A 23864-nucleotide genomic window follows, 5' to 3' on the forward strand; every position below is an offset into this window, starting at 1 on the left:
TGGCTGCTTCGGAATCCCAGGGCCGGCAGGACACCATGGCTTACCGGCCCCTTTTATACTTGCCCCTATTTACCCGCAGGGCCTCTTCTTGACTACCCGGCTGCGGGGTCCTTCCGGTCATGTCCTCCCCCGCTCCCCGGCCGCCTACTGAGCCAGAAGTGCCAGAACCCGTTCCATCGCTTCCTCCACCGTCAGCTTCACGGCATCCTTGCTGCACCTCTCCTTGTATTCGACAAGACCCTCGGCGGCGTCCCGACCGATCACGATGCGCACCGGCAGACCGATCAGGTCGGCGTCCTTGAACTTCACTCCCGGGCGCTCAGCCCGGTCATCGAGCAGCACGTCGGCCCCCTTGCTCCGCAGTCCGGCATACAGCCGGGACGCCAGCTCGGCGGACGCGCCCTCCTGCGCCAGCGGGATCAGGTGCACGTCGAAGGGGGCCAGCCCCTGCGGCCACACGATGCCCTGCTCGTCATGATGCTGTTCGACGACCGCCGAGAGAATCCGTGACACCCCGATGCCGTAGCAGCCCATGATCATCGGCCGTTCCTCGCCCGTCTCATCGGTGAAGACGGCTCCGAGCTTCGCGCTGTACTTCGTACCGAGCTTGAACACGTGCCCGACCTCGATGCCCCGGTGCCCTTCCAGCGCTCCGCCGCAGCGCGGGCAGGCGTCGTCCTCCCGCACATTGCGGTAATCGCCTGCGCGCTCCAGCGTAAAGTCACGGCCGGGCACGACATGCCGCAGATGCCAGTCGGCCTCGTTCGCGCCTGTGATGCCTTCGGCCAGGGCCGCCGCCTCGCGGTCGACGAGCAGCGGCACCTGCAGCCCGACAGGTCCGGCGAAGCCGACCGGGGCCCCGGTCACGCGCTGCGTCGTCTCGGCGTCCGCCAGCTCCAGAACCTCCGCGCCAAGCGCCGCCCGCACTTTGGCTTCATTCACTTCGTGGATGCCGCGCACCACCACGGCGGCAGGCTGCCCGTCGGCCAGGTAGATCAGCGTCTTCAGCAGGTGATTCGCTTCGTCCCCGAGCCGCTCCGTGAGCTCGGCAATCGTCCGCACGCCCGGCGTGTGCCAGCGTTCTGCGGCCGGCACTTCCCGCACCGGTGCTTCGGGGGCAGTCCAGGCCGCCTCCGCTTTCTCCAGGTTGGCCGCATAGTCACAGGCCGTGCAGCTGATAACGGTATCCTCCCCGATGGCGGCCAGCGCCATGAATTCATGCGTACCGCCTTCGCCCCCGATGGAGCCTGAATCCGCTTCTACGGCCCGGTAGCGCAGCCCGCAGCCCTTCATGATCCGGTGATAGGCTTCTTCCATCCGCCAGTAGGTCAGATCCAGACCCGCTTCATCCGTATCGAAGGAATAGGCATCCTTCATCAGGAACTCCCTTCCCCTCAGGAGGCCGAACCGCGGACGGCGCTCGTCGCGGAACTTGGTCTGGATCTGGTACAAGGTCAGCGGGAGCCTGCGGTAAGAGCCGATCTCATCGCGGACCAGTGTCGTGATGACCTCTTCATGCGTCGGCCCGAGAGCGAATTCCCGCCCGTGCCGGTCCGTCAGCCGGATCAGCTCCGGGCCATAGACCGCGTAGCGTCCCGATTCCCGCCACAGCTCGGCGGGCTGCATCGCGGGCAGGAGCACCTCCTGGGCGCCGGCCTCCTCCATCTCCCGCCGGATGAGCTCCTCCACCTTCCGCAGCACCTTCCGGCCCAGCGGCAGGTAGGAGTAGATCCCCGCCGCCAGCGGACGGATCAGCCCGGCTCGGAGCATCAGCCGGTGGCTCGCCGTCTCCGCCTCCGCCGGCACCTCCCGCAGCGTAGGCAGGAACAATGTACTTTGCTTCATGACAATTCCTCCTTACGGTTCTGGAGCATACCAAAAAGCACGCCTCGTCAGGGACGAAAGCGTGCCGTGGTACCACCCTAATTTGTCAACGCCGGCCCGCAAATGACCGCATGGCCGGCGTTTCCTCTTCCGTGATAACGGGATGGGCCCGGCTGCGGTTAATGGGAAGAGGCAGCCCTCCTCTTCCTTTCCCCCCAGCAGCTTCCAAGGCGGGAGACCGTGCGGGAGCCGGAGGCGCTTCTCAGCGGGGGGCGCCCTCTCTGGACCGGTGAAGCCGCAGGTCTGTATCCTTGGTCGAATGCTTTTTGGCATATGCGTGCAAAATGTTACTGTTCAATGTACACCACTTTCTTCCACTTGGCAAGTGCCTGCCGGCTCCCCCCATCAGCCCCTGCAGATCATCTTCGATGGGGCACAAGCCCCTGCGCCTTCCGGTGAAGTTGATATGGTTTTCGGTCCGAAAATGCACCCTCCCCCCTCCATGCTGCGTAATAGGGGTAAGAAGACGAAGGAACAGAGGAGTGAAGCGCTATGACAACACCCGGACAAGGAAATGCCGCCCGGGCTGAGACGGTCCAGGAGCTGCAGAACGCGCTGCGGGAAATCGAGGTCTGGGAGAAGGGACAGCAGGACCTGTGGTTCTGGGAGAAAATCGGCCGGCTGCCGTTCCAGCTCCTCGACAAGCTCACACCGAAGTTCATTCAGGATAAAATCGGCCTGGCCATGGACGAGGTGGGCAGCTTCGTGCAGACGGGAGGCCGTTATTTGATATCCGAACGGGGAATGCTGGAACGGCTTGAAGAAGAGCGGCGCAAAGCCGGAGGAGGGGCGCTGGAAGGCCCCTTGACCATGGAGACCGCCGCCGGCCTGCCGCTGGCCGTCATGGATGCGGCCGCTGCGGAGCTCGCCAAGAGCAGAGTGACCTTGGCTACCGCCCAGGGGGCCACCACCGGGTTTGGTGGAATTTTTACACTCGCCATCGATATCCCCGCACTCCTCGGCCTGTCGCTGAAGGTGCTGCAGGAGCTGGCGATCGTCTACGGCTTCGATCCCCAGGATAAAAGTGAGCGCATCTTCGTGATCAAGTGTCTGCAGTTCGTGAACTCCGACATCGTAGGCAAAAAGGCCGTGCTCGGCGAGCTCTCCGACTTCGGCAGCGAGAGCCGGCAGCGAGACGCCCTCTCCCAGCTCCAGGGCTGGCGCGAGGTGATCGCCGCCTACCGGGATAACTTCGGCTGGAAGAAGCTCTTCCAGATGGTGCCCATCGCCGGGATGGTGTTCGGCGCCTTCCTGAACCGCAGCACGCTGCAGGATGTGGCCGAAGCCGGCACGATGCTGTACCGGAAGCGCCGGGTGCTGGAGCGGATGCGGGAGCTTGAGGAGGCCGCCGGAGCAAGATAGCGCGGACACGTGCTATAGGCCCAGCGTCCGGCAGGGGGCCGGCACCCCCGAACACTGCCGCTTTCATGGGGAGCCGCCAGACCAGCTGCGGAGGCTGCCTGCGGGGCACCTGCCGGGCCTGTGCAGGCCGGAGCCACGGGCAGCCACCGCATGCAGGCCGCAGGGAGGCCGGCCCAGGAACGCAGCCTGTCCAGGCCACCGGCTTAGCTGCCACCTCGCACACCATGCGGGGACTAGGTCACCGCAGTGCGTCCTCCGTAGGCCGCCAGTCTAAGCACAGGCGGCCCCGTAAGCCGTGCAGGGGCAGCCGAGCACAGGCAAAGATACGGCGTCCGTTGGCCGCCGCAGCCGCCTTGAGCCGGACACCGGAGCCCGCACACCCGGGCAGCCGGCTGAGCCACAGCCAGCGGCATCAAAGAGGGGAGTACGGCGCTGTGCCGTACTCCCCCTTCCCTTTTTGGGGCTCACCCCTATGCCTTGTTCCCGCGCTCTTCCAGCCACTCCAGGAAAAGGGCATAATCATCCTCCACCTGATACGCATAGGCAACCGCCCACTGGGCGATATATTCGCAGAAGCCCTCCCGGTCCGCGCCGATCGCCGCATCAATCTCATCTTCGCTGTGGTAGGCCATCAGGCCTTGGTTCATATCGGCGTCCGCCCGGGCATGCAGCTTTGCCGTGATCCGGCCCATCGTCTTCAGTACCCCTTGCAGCTCGTCCGGCCCCTCCAGACGGTCCGTCTTCAGCCGCTTTTTGTACGGGGACCTCTCCCGCACATAGAAATCCCGGCCGTCCATCGTAAGATAGCCTAGGAACGGATCCGCCTCATGGTGCATGGCCTGCTGAGTCTGGATCACTCGCTTGCCCTGATGGCCCATGTGCTTCCAGAACGCCTCGTTATGCGCCACAAAATAAGCCGGCACCGGAGCCCTTACCTCCTTGACCTCGAGCACGATATCGTCGAGTCCCTGTTCGCCGGCTTCCCCCTCGATCAGCACATAGAAGCGGTCCAGGCCGATGGAGGCCGTTCCCGACCCGTGCTTCACAGCCAGGTCTTTGATCCTGTAGTATCCCTCCGGCTTAACCCCTTTGGCCTGCAGGGTCAGCAGATACTGCGGCCAGGCCGCCTCCAGCGCCCCCTTCTCCTCCAGCGTCGGGGGCAGAATCTCCTCCGACTTCGTGAATTTGCGGGTGTCCCGGGTCAGCGTCGTGACCCCTTCGAGAAAATGCGAGGCCAGCCGCTTCTCCGTCTTCTTGAGCAGACGCCGGACCGCCCCATCCGTATGATCCTTGTCAAAGACGAGCGTCCGCGGATCCTCCTTGCGCCTGGCGAACCGGCGGATCTGCTTGGCGTACGAGCCCAGATAGCCCGCGATCGCCTCCCTTTGCCCCTCCGGGCCGATCCCGAGCGTCCGGCATACGAGAGACACGCTCACCGACATCCGCAGCAGATCATACAGATAGGAACCGAGACAGCCCTCGTCAAAATCATTCACATCATACACCATCCGGCCGTGCTCGCTGCGGAAGGCGCCGAAATTCTCGAAATGCAGATCCCCCTGGATCCAGGTCGGCCTCTCTGGAGCCGTATGATACGGAAACCACTCCCGCGATACGTCAAAATAGAACAAATAGGCGCTTCCCCGGTAAAAGGAAAACGGGCTGCCGGCCATCTTGGCGTACTTCTGGCTCCGCTTGTCCTCCGGCAGTGCCATCAGGCTTCCGTCAAACTCATTCAGCACACTCCGAAGCATTTCTTTGCGCAGGCGCTTTTGCGTCACCCGCACGCGTTCCGTCAATGATTGTGTATTCATTCTCCTTCTCCTCCCGCTACCGGAGGGGTTACCGCTTCCCTCGAACGTGCTTGCCGCCCGGCTTACTCCGGACGTTTCCCCCCATCGTAGCCTACCCCCGGGGGTCTGTCAACGCGAAGGATGCACGGCAGAATGCCCCCCAAAAAACCTTTCACGAGCGTGTTTCAGCTTCCGTAAAAACGGGTAATGAAGCGGTACCGTCCGGCTGCCGCCGTTCCTTTCACGTCCCCTTCGTTCGAATCCCCAGCCCAATAAGCCCGCCCTTTTTCCCGAAAAGCTCACTATCCGCTTGATTTGCTTTTCGCACTTATGATATTCTATCTAACAAATATTGGTTTGTAATCGCTTTATTTGTTTGTCCTTCTTACGGTTTCTATTCTGATCTAGGTGGTGAATCTATGGGCATTCTGCTTATCTTCCTCGTGCTTCTGGCCGCCTGCTACTTCCTGTACCGCCGCAATGCCGGCTGGACCACCGTATCGAGCGGCCTCGGCCCCGATGCCCGCAGGCTTGAGGACTATTACCGTTATCTTAAGTCGAAAAGCATCCGCTGCCGCCTGAAGTCCAACGCCGATTCGCATCTCGGTACGATCCAGACGGCGGCCGCCGCGGTCGATCCGCATAACAACGAGCATCTTCAGCTTGATGTGCATACCCAGGACATCAACAAAGCGTCCGAACTCCTGCAGCTGCTGCAGGGCCCTGAACCCCATGCCGGGGATACCCGGTAATCCAGTGCAGCGTACAAACAAACCCCTGACCGGTAAGGTTCAGGGGTTTTTGGGCAGTTCGACGCGGACTGGCAGACCGGGCAAACCGGACCATGGGGCGTCGGTTCAACTTACGGGGTCAGCTCGCGGAAGAATTGGTTGTAGAACGTGTACGGGCTGGCGGCATACCGGAACCCGAGCTTAAAGCCCGAGGAATCAATCGTGATGGACTTGAGCGCGCGGGTCGTGATCTTGCTGCGGATCAGCCTCGTCAGCAGCGCCGTGTTGCCCGAACGGACGGCCGCCACGATCAAACGGGCGAACGGCTTATTGCGCACAATCTCACGATAGAGCGGAACCACCACCCGGGCGATGGAGCGGTGCACTCCCGTGTGGAAGTAGAACTGGGTCGTTCCCGGACGGAGTGACGTGCCGTTCGTGTACTGCAGTACAGGCCGGGGCGCCCGGAAATCTACGAAGTAACCGATGCCGTTCGTCGAGAAGGACGAAATCCGCGGCAGGTACAGCTGCACCTCGCGAAGCAGCCGTTCGAGCACGGCAAGATCCCCCTTGCGCACGCCCTTCGTCCAAGCCGCGGCATAGGCCCGGTTCGTGGCGATCCGGTGGTAGAACGGGAGCATCGCTCCGGCTACCTTCTGGAGGACGGCGGTCGTGATGTACCGTCCTGATGTCTGATTTGCCTTCATGGCTGCATTCCCTCTCCTTTGCTCCATCCTATGTGGGGGAACGGGCAAAGGTGTGGGACGCCAAGCCTACCCCCAGCGTCTGACGGTAAACATGCTGCCTTCATCGCGCGCCTCTTTTCAGCATGAGGCTCACTCTCTAACACGGATTTTCCGTGTTAGGAGGCGCACATGACCTTCTTCGCGCACCCTAGCACGGTTTTTCCGTGTTACGGCCCTACTCCTCCCACTTTCACCTGAAAGCTGGCTAGCCCGGACGTTTCTCCATGGGCGTATGGGATCTTCTCTTCGCCCGCCTATCATCCCATTTTGCAAACAGCCCGTCCATTTTCATAGATTCGTGTGCAAGGCCATTATATTTGTGGCTTTTTTTGTGTATTATAGAGAGATAATCGTTCGCCTGCTGGCAGTTATTTCTACACGTTATCCTGAAAAGAGGTTATCCGACATGGAAACAGCAAAACCGGCTGCGCCGGCATCATCCACCAACTTTATCAAAACCATCGTCACCGAAGACCTCAAATCGGGCAAGGTGAAAGAGGTCGTCACCCGGTTCCCTCCGGAGCCGAACGGCTACCTGCATATCGGACACGCCAAGTCGATCTGTCTCAACTTCGAGATTGCGGACGAGTTCGGCGGCCGCACGCATCTTCGCTTCGACGACACGAACCCGGTGAAGGAAGATACGGAGTTCGTCGAATCGATCAAGGAAGACGTCGCCTGGCTCGGCTTCGAGTGGGAGCGGCTGACCTTCGCCTCCGACTTCTTCGGCGAAATGTATGACCGCGCCGTGCTGCTCATCCGCAAAGGCCTCGCTTACGTCGACGACCAGAGCGCAGACGAGATCCGCGAGAGCCGCGGCACGCTGACCGAGCCCGGCAAGGAGAGCCCTTACCGCGGACGCAGCGTCGAGGAGAACCTGGATCTCTTCACTCGCATGCGGGCAGGCGAATTCGCCAACGGCGAGAAGGTGCTACGCGCCAAGATCGACATGGCTTCGCCGAACATCAACCTGCGCGACCCGGTGATCTACCGGATCTCTCATGCGCATCACCACAATACAGGCGACGGCTGGTGCATCTACCCGATGTATGCCTTCGCCCACCCGCTGGAGGATGCCATCGAGGGCGTAACCCACTCGATCTGTACGCTGGAGTTCGCCGATCAGCGCCCGCTGTACGACTGGGTCGTCCGCGAATGCGAGATGGAGTGCACCCCGCACCAGTACGAATTCGGACGGCTGAACCTGACGAATACGGTGATGAGCAAAAGAAAGCTGAAGCTCCTCGTCGACGAGAAGGTCGTGGACGGCTGGGACGATCCACGTATGCCGACAATCTCCGGCCTGCGCCGCAAAGGCTTCACGCCGGAGGCGATCCGCGATTTCTGCCGCGAGATCGGCGTCGTGAAGACGAACAACAGCGTCGTAGATGACAAGCTCCTCGAGCACTTCATCCGCGAGGACCTGAAGCTGAAGGCGCCGCGGACGATGGCTGTCCTGCAGCCGCTGAAGGTGATCATCACGAACTATCCGGAAGGGCAGATCGAACAGCTCGAGGCCGAGAACAACTCGGAGAACGAAGCGATGGGCTCCCGCCAGATTCCGTTCTCGCGTGAGATCTACATCGAGCGGGACGACTTCATGGAGGAGCCGATCAAGGGCTACCACCGCCTCTACCCGGGCAACGAAGTCCGTCTGAAGCACGCCTATTTTATCAAGTGCGAGAACTTCGTGAAGGATGCCGAGGGCAACGTGACGGAGCTCCACTGCACCTACGATCCGGAGACGAAGAGCGGCACCGGCTTCACCGGACGCAAAGTCAAAGGAACGATCCACTGGATTGAAGCGACCCAGGCCCGCGCAGCGGAATTCCGCCTGTATGAGCCGCTCATCCTCGAAGAAGAAGGCGAGGAAAGCGAGTCCTTCCTCGACAACATCAATCCGAAGTCGCTCGAGAAGCTGCAGGGCTTCGTAGAGAACAACATGAAGGACGCGAAGGCGCAGGATAAGTTCCAGTTCTTCCGCCACGGCTATTTCAACGTCGATCCGAAGGATACGACGGGCGAGAAGCTCGTATTCAACCGCATCGTTTCGCTCAAGAGCTCCTTCGACGCCAAGAAATAACGGTATTTCCCGTAAAATAAACACAGCTAAGCCCCTTTCGTGCTTGTCACGAATAGGGGCTTTTTGTGATGTAATTTTCGCATAAGGCCTATACCTTGACGACATATGTACGGCACGTCTAAGGGCCGCACGATCCGCGGGAGGGACCTTACAAGCGCTGTGTGGCCATCAAGGCCGGACGACTGCGTGAGCAGCGCTTCGACGGCCTGGCGGTCCCTTTCCACTATCTGCGACCAGCACGGTCCGCAGCATTTGCAGCCGGTATGACACCAGTGCAGCCACCGGTTGATACCGTTCCACTCCCAGCGTTCCGCCAGCTCGCCCCCGCCTGCTTCGGATTCCGCCCCGGCGGGCTCCTGACCCCTCCACCCGCTAGCGGCCGGTCGGCGCGAACGGCGCTTCGAGCTCCCCGGGCAGCACCGGCCCCTCGCCGTCTCCCGCCTCCTGCAGCCCGGCTGGCGGCCCGGCCAGCGAGGCTCCCGCCGCTGCCGGCAGTCCGCCCAGCCGCTGGCGCCGCTCCCGCTCTTCCCGCAGCTGCCGAAGCTCCTGACGGATCGCCTCCCGGTCCGCGGCCCAGGGCACATCGGCGGCCTCCGCCGCGCGGCTCTCGTCCGGCTCCATCGCCTCGGCCGCCTCCCGCAGCGACTGCCGCAGGCCAGCGATGCCCTGCCCAAGACGGCCGAGCCCGATCAGGCAGCGCAGGCCGAGCTGCAGCGTCAGGAAGCCGGCCAGCGATTCAGCCCAGGACCGGCAGCTTCCTTCAAAGCCGGCCGCCTCAGCCTGCGGCCGCGTGCCCAACCGCAGCACGGCCAGCCAGCGGCCGACCGCCGGTCCCACGACAGCGAATTCGCCGTCGGCCTTCGCCCGGCTGCGCACCGCTTCGTACAGCTGGACCGCGCCCATGCCTGCCGGGAGCTGCAGTCCCCCCTGCGTCTGCGGCAGGGCAATGACGGCCGCCCGGCCATAGACCCCTGAGAGCCCCAGACCGGCGAGCAGTTCGCCGATCTCCTCTCCAGGCTCCTCCTCCTGCATTAGCGATAGCACGATCTCCTGCTCGGCGAGGGGCATAAGCTCCATCGTCTTCTCTGCCAGCCGAAGCTCCGCTTCCCGTTCCCGGCGCTCGGCTTCGAGACGTTCCGCCAGCTCCCCGAGCAGGACGGCGGCCTCCCCAGGCCCCAGGGGCCCCGCTGCCCAGCAGCCCGAGCCCGCTTCCCCCGCCGGCAGCGCTCCGCCGTCTACCCTTACGGCGGCAAGCTTCGCTTGCGGCTGCCGGACCTTCCACTCGGTGACCGCCTCCGCCGCTTCCTCTTCAGAGCCTGCGACCGCCAGCAGGATCAAATCGGGCCGAAGCTCGGCCGCCTTCTTCCAGCCGACCACACCGCTTTCCGTCCACTCGGCTTCCATCCCTCCGGAACGCATCCGTCCGAGGAGCGGCTTCAAGCGCTCCTGATCCGTAACCGCCCCGCCTACGACCAATGCCCGATACATGGCTTCCGCCCCCTTTTGCCCGCTTCGCCCCACTGAGCTTTCCGGGCTTCTACTTCTGATTTATTACCCCTCCGCCTGCCCGTTTGAAGCTTCCATTCAATTACCACTAAACTGAAAGCCTTCACAAGCCGATGAATTGTTTATACAAAATTACATACCACAACCAAATCTGGGCTGCATACATAGCCACGATTCCATTACCTAAGGGGGTACAAATGATGAAAAATGAGATTATCGAGCCTTGGTTCAGCGGACTGCTGGCGATCGTCAATGACTGGCTGATGCAGGAAGTTACGGAAGGCCGGATGAGCGATGAAGACATGACCGGATCGTTCTCCTTCACTTATGAAACAGGGGCAAAGCTCGGCTTCAAGATTATGCCTGTCAAGGAATCCTCGGAAGAAACGGCGGACTAAAGTCCTTCCGGCTTCCCTGCTTGTAATACGAATACTACAGGAGGTGCCGGAGGGAATCCGCCCTTCCTATTCATCCTCACAGCTCCCCTTTCCCACGTTCACAGGAATACAATAAACAAAAACAAGACGGGGCTCCTGGGAGTTCCGTCTTGTTCGGATTCCGGCACGATTGGCCGCTGATCTTACTTGCTTCGCGCATTCACTTCCGGCCCGGTCCCTTGCGCACCTGCATGTGAATCTTCTTCCACCGGTCCCGCTGGGCCCGCTGCAGCGCCGGATCCTCCCGTCGCGCCTCGTACGCCAGCTCCTTCTGCAGCTTAACGTAGCTGCGGTAGCGGGCTTCCGGCAGCGTGCCGTCTGTCAGGGCCGCCCTTACCGCGCAGCCCGGTTCGCCTGCATGGCTGCAGTCGCCGAAGCGGCAGTCCGCGGCCAGCGCCTCGATATCGCGGAAGGCAAGATCAAGCCCGGCGTCCGCATCCCACAGCTGCAGCTCCCGCATCCCCGGCGTATCGATCAGCAGGCCGCCCTCCGGCAGCCTCACCAGCTCGCGGTGCGTGGTCGTATGGCGGCCGCGGTCATCGCCCTCGCGGATCCCGCCGGTGAGCAGCAGCTCTTCGCCGTACAGGCGGTTGGCCAGTGTCGATTTGCCGGCACCGGAGGAGCCGAGCAGCGCCGCCGTCCGCCCCCTGCCCAGATAAGGATGCAGCGCTTCTAGCCCCTCCACGTGCAGGGAAGAGACCGCGTGGATTGGGACACCGGGGGCCACGCCCTCCACATCGGCGACCCGGGCCGGCACGTCCTCACACAGGTCCGCTTTGCTGAGCAACACGACCGGCAGGGCGCCGCTTTCATAGGCGAGGGTCAAGTACCGTTCCAGCCGGCGCATGTTAAAGTCCTGGTTCAGCGCATGCACCAGGAATACCGTATCGATGTTCGCCGCGACTATCTGCTCAGCGACGGTAGAGCCTGCCGCTTTGCGGGAGAACTTGCTCCGGCGCGGCAGCACGCCGTGAATCGTCGCCCGGCCGTCCGCCGGCCGGGGCTGCAGGGCCACCCAATCGCCCACCGCCGGATAATCCGCACGGCCGAAGGCTTCATGGCGCATCCGTCCGGCGATCTCCCCCAGCAGCTCGCCTTCTTCGGTCATCACCCTGTAGATGTGCTTATGCTCCAAGGTCACCCTGCCCGGCACCAAGCCGGCCTCGCAGAATCCTTCGAACGCTTCGTCCCATCTTGTATCCCAGCCCCAATCGGCCATATCCGTCTTCGTCAATGGTTCCAGCCTCCATACTGCTATTCTCGAATACCCGACGCTCTCCGCGTCATCATGTATTCTTATTGTATGGTATGTCCCGCAGACAGGATATGGAAAGAATGGCTATGAACCAAACTGCCCAAGCGGATCCAATCAACCCTGCAAAAAAAAAGCAGCCGGTATCCCGACGGAAACCCGGCTGCCTCTCAAGCTTCGTGTACGATAAGGCCTCAAACAAGCGTCGAATGCCACCGCTTCCAGCCCCCTGCCGGCCCTTCTCCCACTTAGAGAGGCACGGCGGCGAATTCGGTCCTGAGCGCATGCTGTACATAGAGCTCCGCGCTCCGGTCCAGGTCTTCTTCACTCTGCTGTAATACTCCACCGTAGGCAAATACCGGAAGGTACTTCGTCCCGATCATATTGCTCGTGGCCTGGATCGGCCTCAGCAGCTCCGGAATCGTAAATTGGTTTCTCCCGCCAGGCTGGTAGTCTTCCAGTGTTCCTCCCAGGGAGATCGCGACAAGCAGCTCCTTGCCGCGCAGCTTGGTGCCGCTCGAGCCGTAAGCCCATCCGTACGTCAGCACGTCGTCCAGATACTTTTTGAGGAGCGGAGGAGAGCTGTACCAGTAGAAAGGAAACTGCAGTACCACCCGGTCATGGGCTTCCAGGAGCGCCTGTTCCTTGGCCACGTCGATCTGCCAATCCGGGTAAGCTTCATACAGACGGTGAACGGTGACGCCCTCCTGCTTCCCGATCTCCTCCGCCCAGCGGCGGTTCACCCGGGATGCCGCCAGGTTCGGGTGGACAACAAGCACTAACGTTTTCATCGTTACTCACTCCTCGTTTGGTTGTACATACAAATATATATCAAGAGAAGGCCGTCATGGACGGACTCTCACTATCCCTGACCCTTTGTCAGGCCATCCTTCTATCCCGCTTTCTATCTTGCCTTCTCTGCCGCTTCCTTCGTCACGCGGGAGAGCTCGCGGCACATCTCTTCGCCAAACAATTCGAAGTAGCGCGGGCAAAGACCGTCCCATGCGGTATCGAGCTTCTCCTGTATCTCGAGGCTCTGTTCCGTAGGCTGAACGCAGATCCGCTTGCCTTCCCCTCTCCGGTGGACCAGTCCCTTCCCCTCCAGCTTGTCGAGAAAGCGGGTGATCGTGGACGGGGTAACGAACAGCTTCTCGCTAAGCTCCGTCGGTGTGATGCCGGGCCGGCTGTTCACCAGCATGAGCAGGAAGGCATACGTGGGCGACAAACCGATCCGGGCAAATTCCTCTTCCGCAATCTTCGTGATGATCCGGTTCAGCTTGCTGATCGTGAAGTACAGGCACTTGTCAAAATTAGGTTCGGTCATGGTCGTCAATCCCTTGTTGTTGTTTGTACATACAACAATAATGTGTATGGGTATTATTGTCAAGGGACATTTTTACAAATGGCTGCTTTCCTTTTTCCGCTCGTCACCCTACCTCCGCTCTCCTTCTTCTGCAGCAGGGCATATGCTTTTGGGCGCTTGAAATCACCCTTTCTGACTCATTGACAAATATTTATTTTTGTGTTATAATATAAAATTTATCTCTTGAAACAACCTAATCGTGCATGGTATATATAATTTGGCCAACCAAATTATGGATTCACGAAAGGGGAATGATGGAATGCTTGCAGCTAATGGAGTTGCCATGCTTAAGATTGAGGCCGAGGGTATAGGAGGGGGAAAATCGAGCCTGTATCCCACGTTGATCTGGGATCAGGAATCCGCCGTGTTAATCGATACAGGCATGCCCGGAGATCTGCCGAAGCTGCGCGATGCGATGCAGGAGGCCGGGGTGCCGCTGGAGCGATTAACCGCCCTGATCCTGACCCATCAGGATCTCGATCATATCGGCAGCGCGCCCGACGTGCTCCGGGCAGCCCCCGATTCGCTGCGGGTGTACGCACATTCGCTCGATAAACCTTATATCGAGGGAGAGCTCCCTCTCATCAAAACCACCCCTGCCGCCATGGCACCCCTTCTGTCCAAGCTCCAGATGCCGGAAGAGGCCAAGCAGCAGTTACTGGCTCTATGCGCGAATCCGCCGTCCACCCCGGTCCAAGCCACACTAGACGACGGCCAGCTCCTTCCTTACTGCGGGGGCATTCGCGTGATCCATACCCCCGGCCATACGGAAGGGCACATCAGCTTATTCCACGAGAAGAGCCGGACGCTCGTGGCAGCCGACGCCCTAGTATGCCAAGACGGCGAGTTGCGCGGGCCAATCGCATACAACACGCTCGATATGGATGCCGCCATGCGGTCGCTGCAAAAGCTGACGGCCTTAGAGATTGACCGCATCATCTGCTATCACGGCGGCTTGTGTTCAGAGGGCGCACAGACGCAGCTCCTGGAGCTGGTGAAGCTCTCGACTGCCGCAGCCCCCCAAGGATCGCCGACTCAGACGAGCTGACACCTTTAGGACAAAGAAGCCCTCGCGGAGAAATCATTCCGGGAAGGCTTCTTTTTACACCTTGAACTTGCCTGCTGCCGTCTCCTGCAGCTCCTCCGCCAAACGGACCGAATACCGCGCAGACAAGACTGCCAAGACAGCAGCCATCAGGAAGAACTACAGCTTGCGGGAAGTCAGCTTGGCTTGGGTGAAGAGCAGCAGGTAATCGTAGCCGCCTGCCTTGGAGTCCGTACCGGACATGTTGAATCCGCCAAACGGATGCACGCCGACCAGGGCTCCCGTACATTTGCGGTTCACATACAGGTTGCCGCAGTGCATAGTGTCCAGCGCTTCGGCAATGCGCTCTTCATTCGTCGAGTAGAACGATCCCGTCAGACCGAATTCCGTATCGTTGTACAAGGCGATCGCTTCCTGGTAATCCTTCGCTTTGCCGATGGCCAGCACCGGTCCGAATATTTCTTCCTGCATGATTCTGGCTTTACCCGGCACATCGACGAAGACCGTAGGCTGGATGTAGTAGCCGTTGCCTTCCGCCTTGCCTCCGCCTGCGATCAGCCGGCCTTCGCCCTTGCCGATCTCAATGTATTCAAGAATCTTCTCATAGGAGTTCTTGTCGATGACCGGACCCGCAGCGAAGTTCTGCTCCGGCAGGCCGACCTTCAGCCCCTGCACGAGCTTCTCCACCTTTGCCACGACTTCATCGTATACCGATTCGACGATGAACGCGCGGGAGCCGGCCGAACACTTCTGGCCCTGGAAGCCGAAGGCGGAAGCTACTATGCCCTGTGCCGCGGCATCGAGATCTGCCGTCTCGTCGACGACGATGCCGTCCTTGCCGCCCATCTCCGCTACGACACGCTTGATCCAGATCTGGCCCGGAGCGGTCTCTGCCGCGAGGCGGTTGATGCGCAGGCCGACTTCCTTGGAGCCCGTGAAAGAGATGAAGCGGGTCTTCGGGTGCGTCGTCAGGTAGTCGCCCACCTCGGCACCGCTGCCGGGAATGAAGTTGATGACGCCGGCAGGCAGGCCGACTTCTTCCATCAGAGAGACGAACTTGTGCGCGATGACCGGCGTCGTGGAAGCCGGCTTGAGCAGCACCGTGTTCCCCGATACGACGGCCGCCGTCGTCATGCCCACACAGATCGCGAGCGGGAAGTTCCATGGCGGAATAATCACGCCTACGCCGAGCGGGATGTAAGAGATGTTGTTATCCTCGCCCGGGATCTTCGTCAGCGGCTGGGTCTCGTTGACCTGGCTGAGACGGATGATCTCGCGCGCATAGAACTCCATGAAGTCGATCGCTTCGGCCGTGTCCACGTCCGCTTCGACGTAGTTTTTGCCGGACTCGAGGATCATCGTCGCGGAGAATTCATGCTTGCGCTCGCGCATCAGCTTCGCCGCCTTGAACAGGTATTCGGCGCGTTCCCGTGCCGGCACCTTCTTCCAGCTTTCGAACGTTTCGAGGGCGACATTCATCGCTTTCTCGGCCAGCGTCTGGTCCGCCTTGCTGACATAGCCGATGACTTCATCCACATTACCCGGATTGATGGAGGTGATCTTGGCTCCGGTGACGATTTTTTCTGCACCGATGTGCAGCGGATGCATCCGCCCGAGCTCGCTCTTCACCTTGGCGATAGCCGCCTCCATAGCCTTGCGGTTTTCCTGCAAGGAAAAATCGGTAAACGGTTCGTTGGCGTATGGCGTGATCGTAGTCAGTGTGCTCATGATATTACCCCTTTCGAGAACGGATTGTTATTTGAATATATTCTTAAGAACGAACCAGACATTGGCCGGCCGCTCCGCTAAACGCCTCATAAAATAGCCGAACCAGTCGACGCCATAAGGAACGTATACCCGCACCTTGTAGCCCTCGCGGACGAGCGCCTGCTGAAGCTCCTCACAAATCCCGTACAGCATCTGGAACTCGAATCGGTCCAGCGGGATCCCCTGCTCCCTCACAAGGTTCTTCGTATACTCGATGATCTTCGCATCATGGCTTGCCACAGCCGTATAATGGCCGCCGAGCAGATGCGACCGGATGATCCTCTTGTAGTTCTCGTCGACATCGCTTTTCTCGGGGAACGCCACCTTCGTCGATTCCTTATACGCCCCTTTGACCAGCCGCAGGTTCGCCTTCAGCTCCCCCAGGTCCCGGATATCCTGCTCCGTCCGGTACAGATAGGCTTGAATGACGATCCCCACATTGTCGTATTCCTTGCGGAGCTCGCGGTAGATATCCAGGGAAATTTGACAATGCGCGTAATCCTCCATGTCAATGCGCACGAAGTTGCCGTACTGCCGCGCCCGGTCCAGAATCTGCCGCATATTCGACACGCAGAGATCCTTGGATATATCCAGTCCGAGCGACGTCATCTTCAGGGACAGGTTCGACTGCACGCCCGCCTCCTCAATCGCATCCAGCGTGAGCAGACACATTTGCGCCGATTCTCTCGCTTCCGCCTCCGTACTGACGAATTCGCCGAGATGATCCAGCGTCACGACCCGCCCCTCCCGGTTCAGACCGCGGACGGCTTCGATCGACTGCTTGATCGTCTCCCCTGCAACGAAGCGGCCGGCACCGAACCGCAATCCGTATTTCTTGGCAAGCTTATTGGCTGAACGGCTTTTTCCAAGCGTCTGAAACATGTTTCTGAGCAGCATCTCCATGTACAGATCAGCCTCCTGGTTGACAGTGTTCAAATTGTATAGCGTAATTGTACAACACGTTCTAATTTTGTACAACATCATTCTTTTAAACACCATAAATTAAACACGCGTTTTGTACACAGTAATCAATTTTTCATCTATTGTATTCCGATGAAGACGAAGGTGCCCGCCCATCCATAAAGAAAAACCACGGAAGTCCTTTCGATGAAGGACTTCCGTGGTTGATCGGAGACTTTTCTTACGATGCAGGAAAGCTCCAACTTGGCTGGGGATCTGCTCCTATACCTAATAAAAAGAAGCCCTCCCGGGAGAGCGGCGTGCCTCTCCCGAAAACGGCCTCCGTATAACCTTGTACATGTAAAACTGATCTAGCTGTTATCCAGTTCCTTGCCCTTGTACTCCCGCGCCGCAGCGAGCGCAGCGAGCGAGATCACGCCGGTGACGATGATATAGATGGCCACCGGCACCCACGAATTGTTGTAGGCATCAAGCAGGTAGGTCGCAATCAGCGGCGCCGTGCCCCCGGCGATGGCGGCACCGAGCTGGTAGCCCAGTGTCACACCGGTATAACGAACGTTCGTGCTGAAAATTTCGGAGAACATTGTACCGAGCACCGCGGTAATCGGAGCCCACAGCAGACCGAGACCGATTACGGTTGCGGCGATGATGGCTGCCGTTGTCTTGAGCGACAGCAGGTAGAAGTAAGGGAAGGCAAACAGGATGATGGCAATCGTTCCGCCGATATACAGCGGCTTGCGGCCGATCTTGTCGGACAGCTTGCCCATGATCGGAATCATGATAGTAGTCACCAGGGTGGCGATCGTCACGGCATTGAGCGCGGTCACCCTGTCATAAGCCAGGAACTTGGTTGCATAGGCGATAATGAAGGTGGAGAAGATGTAGAACGGTCCGGTTTCCACGACTTTCGCCCCCACGGCGATGAGCACCGACTTCCAGTGGTAGCGGAGGGTATCGACGATAGGCACCTTGGCGATGTTCCCGGTTTCCTTCGCTTCCTTGAACGCAGGCGTTTCGTCGAGGCCGCCCCGGATCCACAGCCCTACCAGCACCAGAAGGGCGCTGAAGAGGAACGGGATTCTCCAACCCCAGGACATGAACTGCTCATCCGGCAGCAGACTGAGCAGGGAGATGGACAGCGTTCCCATCAGCATCCCGATCGTGACGCCCATCTGCGGAATACTTCCGAAAAACCCGCGGTTGTTCTTGCCCGAATACTCGACGGCCAGAAGCAGCGCACCGCCCCACTCCCCGCCGATGCCAAGGCCTTGAATACAGCGCATGAGAATGAGCAGGATCGGCGCCATGACACCGATCGCGTTATAATCCGGCAGAAGACCGATCAGAACCGTGGACCCGCCCATAAGGGAAAGCGTTAACACAAGTGTCTTTTTACGGCCGATTTTATCGCCGATGTGGCTGAAGATCACCCCGCCGAGCGGGCGGATAAAGAAAGGAAGCGCGAAGGATAGATACGATAAGAGCAGGCCTACGACAGGATCGAAGCTCGGAAAGAACAATTTATTGAAGACCAAGGATGCCACGGTGCCGTAGAAAAAGTAATCGAACCTTCGATGGAGCTTCCGATCAAGCTCGCTACCAGCGCCCGGACCGCCGTTTTCTTGGGTGCTCCTAAGGGTGCCGCCGTTTGAGTCTGTGCCATGCGAAGAGTAACCTCCCTATGTACTGTGTCTTTGCTTGGAAGAATGCAGGAAAACGGTTTCCAGCTCTTATAAACCAGACCTAAAAAAGGCCTCACAACCTCCTATCCGTCGATGTCATGATTTCTTACATGTATAATTATACAATAAAAATAAACACCTTGTACACTGTTTTTCGTTGAAATGTTCTAAATTGATTTACATGTTTAATTTTGAACAACTTTTCCAATGGCTGGGTTTTCCTGTAGAGGGCCGTCTCATTGTTTCGATGAAGTTTTCATGATAAATTTAAAAGTATCCTATATGCGTGAGGTCACCCTATGTTCAATTCTGAACAATTTCCCATATATACATCGTACGCCATGCTATCCCCATCTCTTCCGATCATGGCTCTGAAGGAGCATCTGCAGCAGTCCGGGAGCGCCTGTATGGAGATCGGGCCGTCGGTCTTTCTGTTTACGCCCAGTGATATCGCCCTTTTTCCAGATACGCCTTCCCTGACTGTGGAGGACTATTTGAAGACGGGCACGGACCTGGCTTCCGCGGTCTGGCTCCTGGACGAGAGTCTCGCCCTGCCGGATGCCCTGCTGGATGCTCCGCCCTTCGGCTCCCGGCCGGTCGTCTTCCGCAGCCCTGCCGGCCCTGTGCTTGGCTACAGCCTGCCCGCCGACCTGCTCCACTTCCTGCTGAATGGCTACCGGCAGTACGCCTCCTACTTCTATTCCCTGGCCGAGACGGTGGCTGATGCCGTCACCGTTGTGGACCGCAGCGGCCGGGTCGTCTGCTGGAACTCTCCGGCGGAAGAGGTATACGGCATTCCGAAGTCGGACATCCTCGGACGCCGCATCGGAGAACACTTCGATGCCGAGTCTCTCATCATCATGAAGATTCTCGATGAGGGCCGGCGCATCCGCAGCACCTATCACCGTCCCCGCCCGGGCACTCACGTTCTCATCAACGCTTCGCCGATTCTGGACAAGGACGGCCGCATCATCGGGGGCATCGCCACGGAGCAGGACATCACGAACCTCGTCCGGTTGAACGAGGAACTGTCCACAGCCAACCGGCTGGAGGTGAACGCCGACCAAGGGGATCCGTTCGTCTCTCTCTCCGGTAAAGGGGAAGCCATGGGCCAAGCCATCCGTCTGGCCCGCAAGGTGGCCTCGGCGGATAACCCCCTGCTCATCGTCGGCGAGACGGGCGTAGGCAAGGAGCAGCTGGCCATCACGATCCATGGCGCGAGCCGCCGGGCGCAAGCCCCCTGTCTTGCCGTAAACTGCGGGGCCATACCTGCCGGACTGCTCGATACCGAGCTGTTCGGCTATCAGGGCGGAGCCTTCACCGGCAACGAGACCGGCAGCGCCGGCAAGATGGAGCTTGCCGATGGCGGCACCCTGTTCATCGAAGAGATCGACAAACTTCCTCTCGATACGCAGGCGAAGCTGTACCACTCTATGCAGAACCGCACGGTGATCCGCTCGGGAGGCCATACCCCGGTCAGCGTCAGCACACGCATCATCGCCGCAGCCGATAAGGATCTGCTCCCGCTGGTGGAGCGGGGCGAATTCCGGGCCGACCTGTATTATGCGCTGAATGTCATCACGATCGTCCTGCCGCCTCTGCGTGAGCGTAAGGAGGACCTCCCAGGCATGATTCAACTCTATCTCCGGGAATATGCGCTTCAGTACCAAAAGCCTCTGCCGCATATCGCACCGGAGGTTATGCTCGCTCTGATGAATTACGATTGGCCCGGCAACATCCGTGAGCTGAAGAATATCATCGAGCGCTGTGTCATCCTGAGCGAGGAAGATCAGATTACGCACGAGCACTTGCCGAGAATCATTCAGGACGAACAGCCGCTCGATGTGGAATTCTTCGAAGGCACGACCGTTCGGCGGGAAAAGGTGCTGCGGACGAATATCTCCGAGAACGAAGAGCTTCAATTGATCCGGGAAGCCTTAGCCAAGACACTCGGCAACAAGAGCGCCGCCGCCAAGCTGCTCGGCGTCTCCCGGGGCACCCTGTACAATAAGCTCAAGGAATATCAGATGGATTAGCCCCCCATTCGCGTCCAATCCCCTGAATCAACGTGGAGCTGCCAGCACTTCGCGCTTTCCTTCGGGCCGATTCAGCAGGAGCGGGAGGAGCATTCCTTTTTTACCAGCCCAAAAAACCCTAAAAAGCCGGCTCCGGAAGACTTCCTTCCGGGCCGGCTTTTTAGGGTTGACATGCTATCCGACTTTTCCCTCCGCTGCATGGGAGGGGTTATCTTGGTGCATTGTCTTGTGGACCTTGTCTATGGGACTTGCCTGGTGGGACGATGGTTATACGGCGTTCTGCACGCCGCGGGCGAGGCTTCCTCAGTGGACAGCCCCAGCGGGCCACCTGCACGCCTCCTGCTTCTTCCTGTGCAGGGAGTGATGGATTACCGCTTCCTTGACTTTCCTGCGCTGCAGTTCCTCCGGAATCCAGAAGAACCGCTGGTCCTGCGACAATTCGAGGAGCGACTTCATGGCCGCTTCGGCCGCCTCCTCGGGTGTTCCGAGCAGATGATAGGCAATCCGGTAGGCCAGGTTCTCGTGCGACTTCAGCAGCGCGGCTTTGAATTGAAGGCTGAGCGCCATTCGCGTTTCTCCTTCTCTTTTGTCCTGCTGACGGCAGGTTTCTTGGGGACCCTCCTGTGCATGCAGGGCGGATCCGGTCAGCATCCTTTGCCGATTCCTGTAGATTACCATGCACTACACGGGGAAACCATCGAAATTTGTAGAGGAATTGTCGAAACGTCTAAAATTTACTTTAGCTAACACAGATCTCCTGCCAAAGAAGCTTGCCTGCCCCCACAAGGAAAGGAGCCACTTCCCCGCTTATTCCTCCGCTCCGGCCAGGACCGGTCCTTCAGGCGAAACCGCCTCATCCCGTTCCGAAATCCTCCGGCCCGAGCCGGGATTCACGCGCCAGCCGGATCGCCTCTTCACGGTCCTGTACCTGCAGCTTGTTGAGAATATTGGTCGCATAGTTGGCCACCGCAGCCCCCGGGACCCAAGCGTAAGCCGAAGCGAAAAGACGGACTGCCCTCCTTCCGGCAGCCCGTTTTCTCTATTTCAGAACATATTCGGCCAATATCGCCTGCAGCGCATAGATATTAAGGCTCTTGTTGAACTGCTTGCGCACCGGCTCCGCCGTTCCGGACACCCAGATCTTCAGCTCCGCATCCAGATCGAACGTGCCGGCGGTCTCGATGCTGAACCGCGTGATGCTGCGGTAGGGCACCGACAAGTATTCGATCTTCCGCCCGGTCACGCCCTGTTTGTCCACGAGGATGAGCCTTTTGTTCGTGAAGAGAAAAATATCGCGGATCAGTTTGTACGCTTTCTCCACCCGCTCCTCCCGGGTCAGCAGCGCTCCGAATTCCTGCTGCGCTTCCCCGGCCGGCACCTCGGACGCATTCCCCATCAGTCCGTCGAACAGCCCCATAGGTTCCCCGCCTTTCCATTGTCGTTTACGATGAGTATACGATGCAGCCGCTTGGTTTACCACGTCAAGATGCGGAACTGCGCAATCAACGAGCCTGCCATCTCACACGCGGACCGACATGCCCTCCGGTGCTGAATCCATCCCGCACAAAAAAACACCCCTGCTTCCTACCGGAACGGCTTCCGGCGGGGATGCAGGGGTGTTGGCATGGAGCACGGCACAGAAGGGGCAGGTGCGCTTACTTGAAATACTTCCCTTCCAGCCTGCGTCCCATCAGCCACATGACGGCGAAGACGCAGAGCACCAGAGCGATCTTCCAGGGCTGACGCAGCAGGCTGTCGATATCGTGGCCCGCAAAGGACACCAGGAAGATCATGACGCCCTTGCCGAGCGCCGTGGCCACGGCAAACGTATGAAAGGGAACCCGCGACAGCCCCGCGACGATATTCACCAGCGACGAGGGGGTGAAGGGAAAGCAGGCCAGCACGAAGATCGGCGTGAAGCCGTGCGTCTCCAGCCAGTGAATGAGCCGCTGGGAGCGCGGGTGCTTCCGTTCGATCCAGCCGCGGATCCGCCCGCCGAACCGTCTTACAATGGCGAATACGCTGATGGAGCCAAGAACGACACCGATCCAGGAGAGCAGGAAGCCCTCGGCGAGACCATAAGCATTGACGTTCGCAACAAGAATGGCCACCAGCGGCAGCACCGGGATATAAGACTCCACCATCGGTGCCACGATGCCGGGCAGGGGCCCAAGGGCTTCATACTGCTTCAGCCAATGCTCCACTTGATGCCAATTCATACGGGATAAGGTTTCGTTCCAACTCATATGCTCGGATCACCTTCGGGGTTATAGTAATTCCACTATACCTGACCGGGATGGCCGGCCGCAAATTCTCTACAGCAGCCCTTCAAGGGAGGTATCGCAGGAACGTTTAAGTAACAACCGTCTCTTCCCTGGGAACACCGGAGATTCACGTGTACAATGAGAGCAGAAAGGCCGTGACTGCCCGCCCCTGCCTGCCCGGGGGCCGGACGGGCGGCCCCCGGAGCCCCGAGCAGCATTCACCCAAAGCGGGGGCGCCCATCATTCCAACAACAAAGGGGACCTGCCCATGCCCACTCCCGTTCTGCCTATCACTCCCGCCATGCCGGAGGACCTGCCCTTCCTCTGGGATATGCTCTATGCCATGATTCATATTCCGGAGAACAAGCCTCCGAAAGAGGTGCTGCTCGCGGAGCCCGGCATCCGCGCCTGTCTGGACGGCTGGGGCCGTCCGGGGGACAGCGGCTGGATCGTCCGTACCGCGGAGGGCAAGCCGGCGGGCGCAGCCTGGTACAGGCTTCATACCGCAGAGCAGCCCGGCTACGGCTTCGTGGATGAGCGGACGCCGGAGCTCAGCGTCGCGGTCCTGCCAGGCCTCGAAGGCCAGGGGATCGGCACACAGCTGCTGCACCATCTGATATCGGAAGCGTCCAAGGCCGGTTATCCGGCACTCTCCCTCAGCGTCGATCCGTCCAATGCCGCGCTGCGCCTGTATGAGCGGCTCGGCTTCGTGCGGGCGGGCGAGTCAGGCACCTCCTGGACGCTGCTGCTGAAGCTGCAGGGGTAGCATTGACAGGCGGCTCAATGAAAAAGGCCGGAACGGAGGGAATTACCTGCCGCCGGCCTCTTAGCATACAACCCCAGAAAACCCTGATCCGAATAGAACGGGGAATTAGAAGATATTTGCCATAGAGCTTCATGGAAGCCCGGCCAACCCACGTCTGTGCGGCTGTCAACTTCCTCTCCTCCTTTTTCGGAATGATATATCTCCATGATAAACCAAAACTTACATT

At 59.6% G+C, this 23864-nt stretch carries 19 protein-coding genes and 1 pseudogene; 7 read left to right on the top strand and 13 right to left on the bottom strand.

The window, feature by feature from the left end; all coding sequences use genetic code 11:
• Window positions 1-144 precede the first annotated feature (144 nt).
• Window positions 145-1845: a proline--tRNA ligase gene (locus ACP26L_RS34870; protein WP_426450162.1), complete on the bottom strand. Its 1701-nt coding sequence runs from the start codon at window positions 1843-1845 to the stop codon at window positions 145-147.
• Between the two features lie 531 nt (window positions 1846-2376).
• Between ACP26L_RS34870 and ACP26L_RS34875 the strand changes: the two genes are divergently transcribed.
• Window positions 2377-3246, top strand: a complete 870-nt coding sequence (locus tag ACP26L_RS34875; protein ID WP_426450163.1) for an EcsC family protein — start codon at window positions 2377-2379, stop codon at window positions 3244-3246.
• 470 nt (window positions 3247-3716) lie between these two features.
• Here ACP26L_RS34875 and ACP26L_RS34880 read toward each other — a convergent pair whose 3' ends face one another.
• Window positions 3717-5060 carry a DUF2252 domain-containing protein gene (locus tag ACP26L_RS34880; RefSeq protein WP_426450165.1) on the bottom strand — a complete coding sequence of 448 codons (1344 nt, stop codon included), beginning with the start codon at window positions 5058-5060 and terminating at the stop codon, window positions 3717-3719.
• A 398-nt stretch (window positions 5061-5458) separates the two neighbouring features.
• Here ACP26L_RS34880 and ACP26L_RS34885 point away from each other — a divergent pair, with 398 nt between their 5' ends.
• Complete coding sequence (locus tag ACP26L_RS34885; protein ID WP_426450166.1) at window positions 5459-5791, top strand: hypothetical protein; 333 nt, start codon at window positions 5459-5461, stop codon at window positions 5789-5791.
• Between the two features lie 110 nt (window positions 5792-5901).
• Here ACP26L_RS34885 and ACP26L_RS34890 read toward each other — a convergent pair whose 3' ends face one another.
• Window positions 5902-6477, bottom strand: coding sequence for a hypothetical protein (locus ACP26L_RS34890; protein ID WP_426450167.1), 576 nt, complete (start codon window positions 6475-6477; stop codon window positions 5902-5904).
• 445 nt (window positions 6478-6922) lie between these two features.
• On the opposite strand from ACP26L_RS34890, the gene ACP26L_RS34895 reads away from it, so the two are divergent.
• Window positions 6923-8599: a glutamine--tRNA ligase/YqeY domain fusion protein gene (locus tag ACP26L_RS34895; protein ID WP_426450168.1), complete on the top strand. Its 1677-nt coding sequence runs from the start codon at window positions 6923-6925 to the stop codon at window positions 8597-8599.
• Window positions 8600-8971: 372 nt separating this feature from the next.
• On the opposite strand, the gene ACP26L_RS34900 is transcribed toward ACP26L_RS34895, so the two are convergent.
• Window positions 8972-10087, bottom strand: a complete 1116-nt coding sequence (locus ACP26L_RS34900; RefSeq protein ID WP_426450169.1) for a hypothetical protein — start codon at window positions 10085-10087, stop codon at window positions 8972-8974.
• A 218-nt stretch (window positions 10088-10305) separates the two neighbouring features.
• Here ACP26L_RS34900 and ACP26L_RS34905 point away from each other — a divergent pair, with 218 nt between their 5' ends.
• A complete protein-coding gene (locus tag ACP26L_RS34905) occupies window positions 10306-10503 on the top strand; it encodes a hypothetical protein (protein ID WP_426450171.1) in 198 nt (65 codons plus the stop codon).
• 199 nt (window positions 10504-10702) lie between these two features.
• Here ACP26L_RS34905 and rsgA read toward each other — a convergent pair whose 3' ends face one another.
• From rsgA to ACP26L_RS34920, 3 genes are all read right to left on the bottom strand, one after another.
• Window positions 10703-11776, bottom strand: a complete 1074-nt coding sequence (gene rsgA / locus ACP26L_RS34910) for a ribosome small subunit-dependent GTPase A (protein WP_426450173.1) — start codon at window positions 11774-11776, stop codon at window positions 10703-10705.
• Window positions 11777-12042: 266 nt separating this feature from the next.
• Window positions 12043-12585, bottom strand: coding sequence for an NAD(P)H-dependent oxidoreductase (locus ACP26L_RS34915; RefSeq protein ID WP_426450174.1), 543 nt, complete (start codon window positions 12583-12585; stop codon window positions 12043-12045).
• Between the two features lie 113 nt (window positions 12586-12698).
• Window positions 12699-13118, bottom strand: coding sequence for a MarR family winged helix-turn-helix transcriptional regulator (locus ACP26L_RS34920; RefSeq protein ID WP_426450175.1), 420 nt, complete (start codon window positions 13116-13118; stop codon window positions 12699-12701).
• 298 nt (window positions 13119-13416) lie between these two features.
• On the opposite strand from ACP26L_RS34920, the gene ACP26L_RS34925 reads away from it, so the two are divergent.
• Complete coding sequence (locus ACP26L_RS34925) at window positions 13417-14205, top strand: MBL fold metallo-hydrolase (RefSeq protein ID WP_426450176.1); 789 nt, start codon at window positions 13417-13419, stop codon at window positions 14203-14205.
• A 156-nt stretch (window positions 14206-14361) separates the two neighbouring features.
• Here ACP26L_RS34925 and pruA read toward each other — a convergent pair whose 3' ends face one another.
• From pruA to ACP26L_RS34940, 3 genes and pseudogenes are all read right to left on the bottom strand, one after another.
• Entirely contained in the window at window positions 14362-15930 is a 1569-nt protein-coding gene (gene pruA, locus ACP26L_RS34930) for an L-glutamate gamma-semialdehyde dehydrogenase (RefSeq protein ID WP_426450178.1), read from the bottom strand.
• A 27-nt stretch (window positions 15931-15957) separates the two neighbouring features.
• Complete coding sequence (locus ACP26L_RS34935; protein ID WP_426450179.1) at window positions 15958-16872, bottom strand: proline dehydrogenase family protein; 915 nt, start codon at window positions 16870-16872, stop codon at window positions 15958-15960.
• A 368-nt stretch (window positions 16873-17240) separates the two neighbouring features.
• A pseudogene (locus tag ACP26L_RS34940) lies at window positions 17241-18553 on the bottom strand (MFS transporter).
• 384 nt (window positions 18554-18937) lie between these two features.
• On the opposite strand from ACP26L_RS34940, the gene ACP26L_RS34945 reads away from it, so the two are divergent.
• Window positions 18938-20608: a sigma-54 interaction domain-containing protein gene (locus ACP26L_RS34945; protein WP_426450180.1), complete on the top strand. Its 1671-nt coding sequence runs from the start codon at window positions 18938-18940 to the stop codon at window positions 20606-20608.
• A gap of 303 nt (window positions 20609-20911) precedes the next feature.
• Here the strand turns inward: ACP26L_RS34945 and ACP26L_RS34950 are convergent, their stop codons facing one another.
• The 3 genes from ACP26L_RS34950 to ACP26L_RS34960 form a co-directional block, all read right to left on the bottom strand.
• On the bottom strand, window positions 20912-21175 hold the full coding sequence (locus ACP26L_RS34950) for a hypothetical protein (RefSeq protein ID WP_426450181.1): 264 nt from the start codon (window positions 21173-21175) through the stop codon (window positions 20912-20914).
• 472 nt (window positions 21176-21647) lie between these two features.
• Window positions 21648-22025 (bottom strand): PH domain-containing protein, encoded by a 378-nt coding sequence (locus ACP26L_RS34955; protein ID WP_426450182.1) that lies wholly within the window; start codon window positions 22023-22025, stop codon window positions 21648-21650.
• A gap of 238 nt (window positions 22026-22263) precedes the next feature.
• A complete protein-coding gene (locus ACP26L_RS34960; RefSeq protein WP_426450183.1) occupies window positions 22264-22854 on the bottom strand; it encodes a TVP38/TMEM64 family protein in 591 nt (196 codons plus the stop codon).
• Between the two features lie 286 nt (window positions 22855-23140).
• On the opposite strand from ACP26L_RS34960, the gene ACP26L_RS34965 reads away from it, so the two are divergent.
• Entirely contained in the window at window positions 23141-23638 is a 498-nt protein-coding gene (locus ACP26L_RS34965; protein WP_426450184.1) for a GNAT family N-acetyltransferase, read from the top strand.
• Window positions 23639-23864: the final 226 nt, after the last annotated feature.

The sequence above is a fragment of the Paenibacillus sp. S-38 genome, assembly GCF_049942825.1.
Taxonomy (GTDB): Bacteria; Bacillota; Bacilli; order Paenibacillales; family NBRC-103111; genus Paenibacillus_G.

Excerpts from the sequence above, each read along its gene's own strand:
- ACP26L_RS34920 (WP_426450175.1), bottom strand. The coding sequence starts at position 13,118 with ATGACCGAACCTAATTTTGACAAGTGCCTGTACTTCACGATCAGCAAG.
- ACP26L_RS34880 (WP_426450165.1), bottom strand. The coding sequence starts at position 5,060 with ATGAATACACAATCATTGACGGAACGCGTGCGGGTGACGCAAAAGCGC.
- ACP26L_RS34895 (WP_426450168.1), top strand. The coding sequence starts at position 6,923 with ATGGAAACAGCAAAACCGGCTGCGCCGGCATCATCCACCAACTTTATC.
- ACP26L_RS34915 (WP_426450174.1), bottom strand. The coding sequence starts at position 12,585 with ATGAAAACGTTAGTGCTTGTTGTCCACCCGAACCTGGCGGCATCCCGG.
- ACP26L_RS34875 (WP_426450163.1), top strand. The coding sequence starts at position 2,377 with ATGACAACACCCGGACAAGGAAATGCCGCCCGGGCTGAGACGGTCCAG.
- pruA (WP_426450178.1), bottom strand. The coding sequence starts at position 15,930 with ATGAGCACACTGACTACGATCACGCCATACGCCAACGAACCGTTTACC.
- ACP26L_RS34935 (WP_426450179.1), bottom strand. The coding sequence starts at position 16,872 with ATGGAGATGCTGCTCAGAAACATGTTTCAGACGCTTGGAAAAAGCCGT.
- ACP26L_RS34960 (WP_426450183.1), bottom strand. The coding sequence starts at position 22,854 with ATGAGTTGGAACGAAACCTTATCCCGTATGAATTGGCATCAAGTGGAG.
- ACP26L_RS34925 (WP_426450176.1), top strand. The coding sequence starts at position 13,417 with ATGCTTGCAGCTAATGGAGTTGCCATGCTTAAGATTGAGGCCGAGGGT.
- ACP26L_RS34905 (WP_426450171.1), top strand. The coding sequence starts at position 10,306 with ATGAAAAATGAGATTATCGAGCCTTGGTTCAGCGGACTGCTGGCGATC.
- ACP26L_RS34950 (WP_426450181.1), bottom strand. The coding sequence starts at position 21,175 with ATGGCGCTCAGCCTTCAATTCAAAGCCGCGCTGCTGAAGTCGCACGAG.
- ACP26L_RS34945 (WP_426450180.1), top strand. The coding sequence starts at position 18,938 with ATGGCTCTGAAGGAGCATCTGCAGCAGTCCGGGAGCGCCTGTATGGAG.
- ACP26L_RS34900 (WP_426450169.1), bottom strand. The coding sequence starts at position 10,087 with ATGTATCGGGCATTGGTCGTAGGCGGGGCGGTTACGGATCAGGAGCGC.
- ACP26L_RS34885 (WP_426450166.1), top strand. The coding sequence starts at position 5,459 with ATGGGCATTCTGCTTATCTTCCTCGTGCTTCTGGCCGCCTGCTACTTC.
- ACP26L_RS34965 (WP_426450184.1), top strand. The coding sequence starts at position 23,141 with ATGCCCACTCCCGTTCTGCCTATCACTCCCGCCATGCCGGAGGACCTG.
- ACP26L_RS34890 (WP_426450167.1), bottom strand. The coding sequence starts at position 6,477 with ATGAAGGCAAATCAGACATCAGGACGGTACATCACGACCGCCGTCCTC.
- ACP26L_RS34955 (WP_426450182.1), bottom strand. The coding sequence starts at position 22,025 with ATGGGGCTGTTCGACGGACTGATGGGGAATGCGTCCGAGGTGCCGGCC.
- ACP26L_RS34870 (WP_426450162.1), bottom strand. The coding sequence starts at position 1,845 with ATGAAGCAAAGTACATTGTTCCTGCCTACGCTGCGGGAGGTGCCGGCG.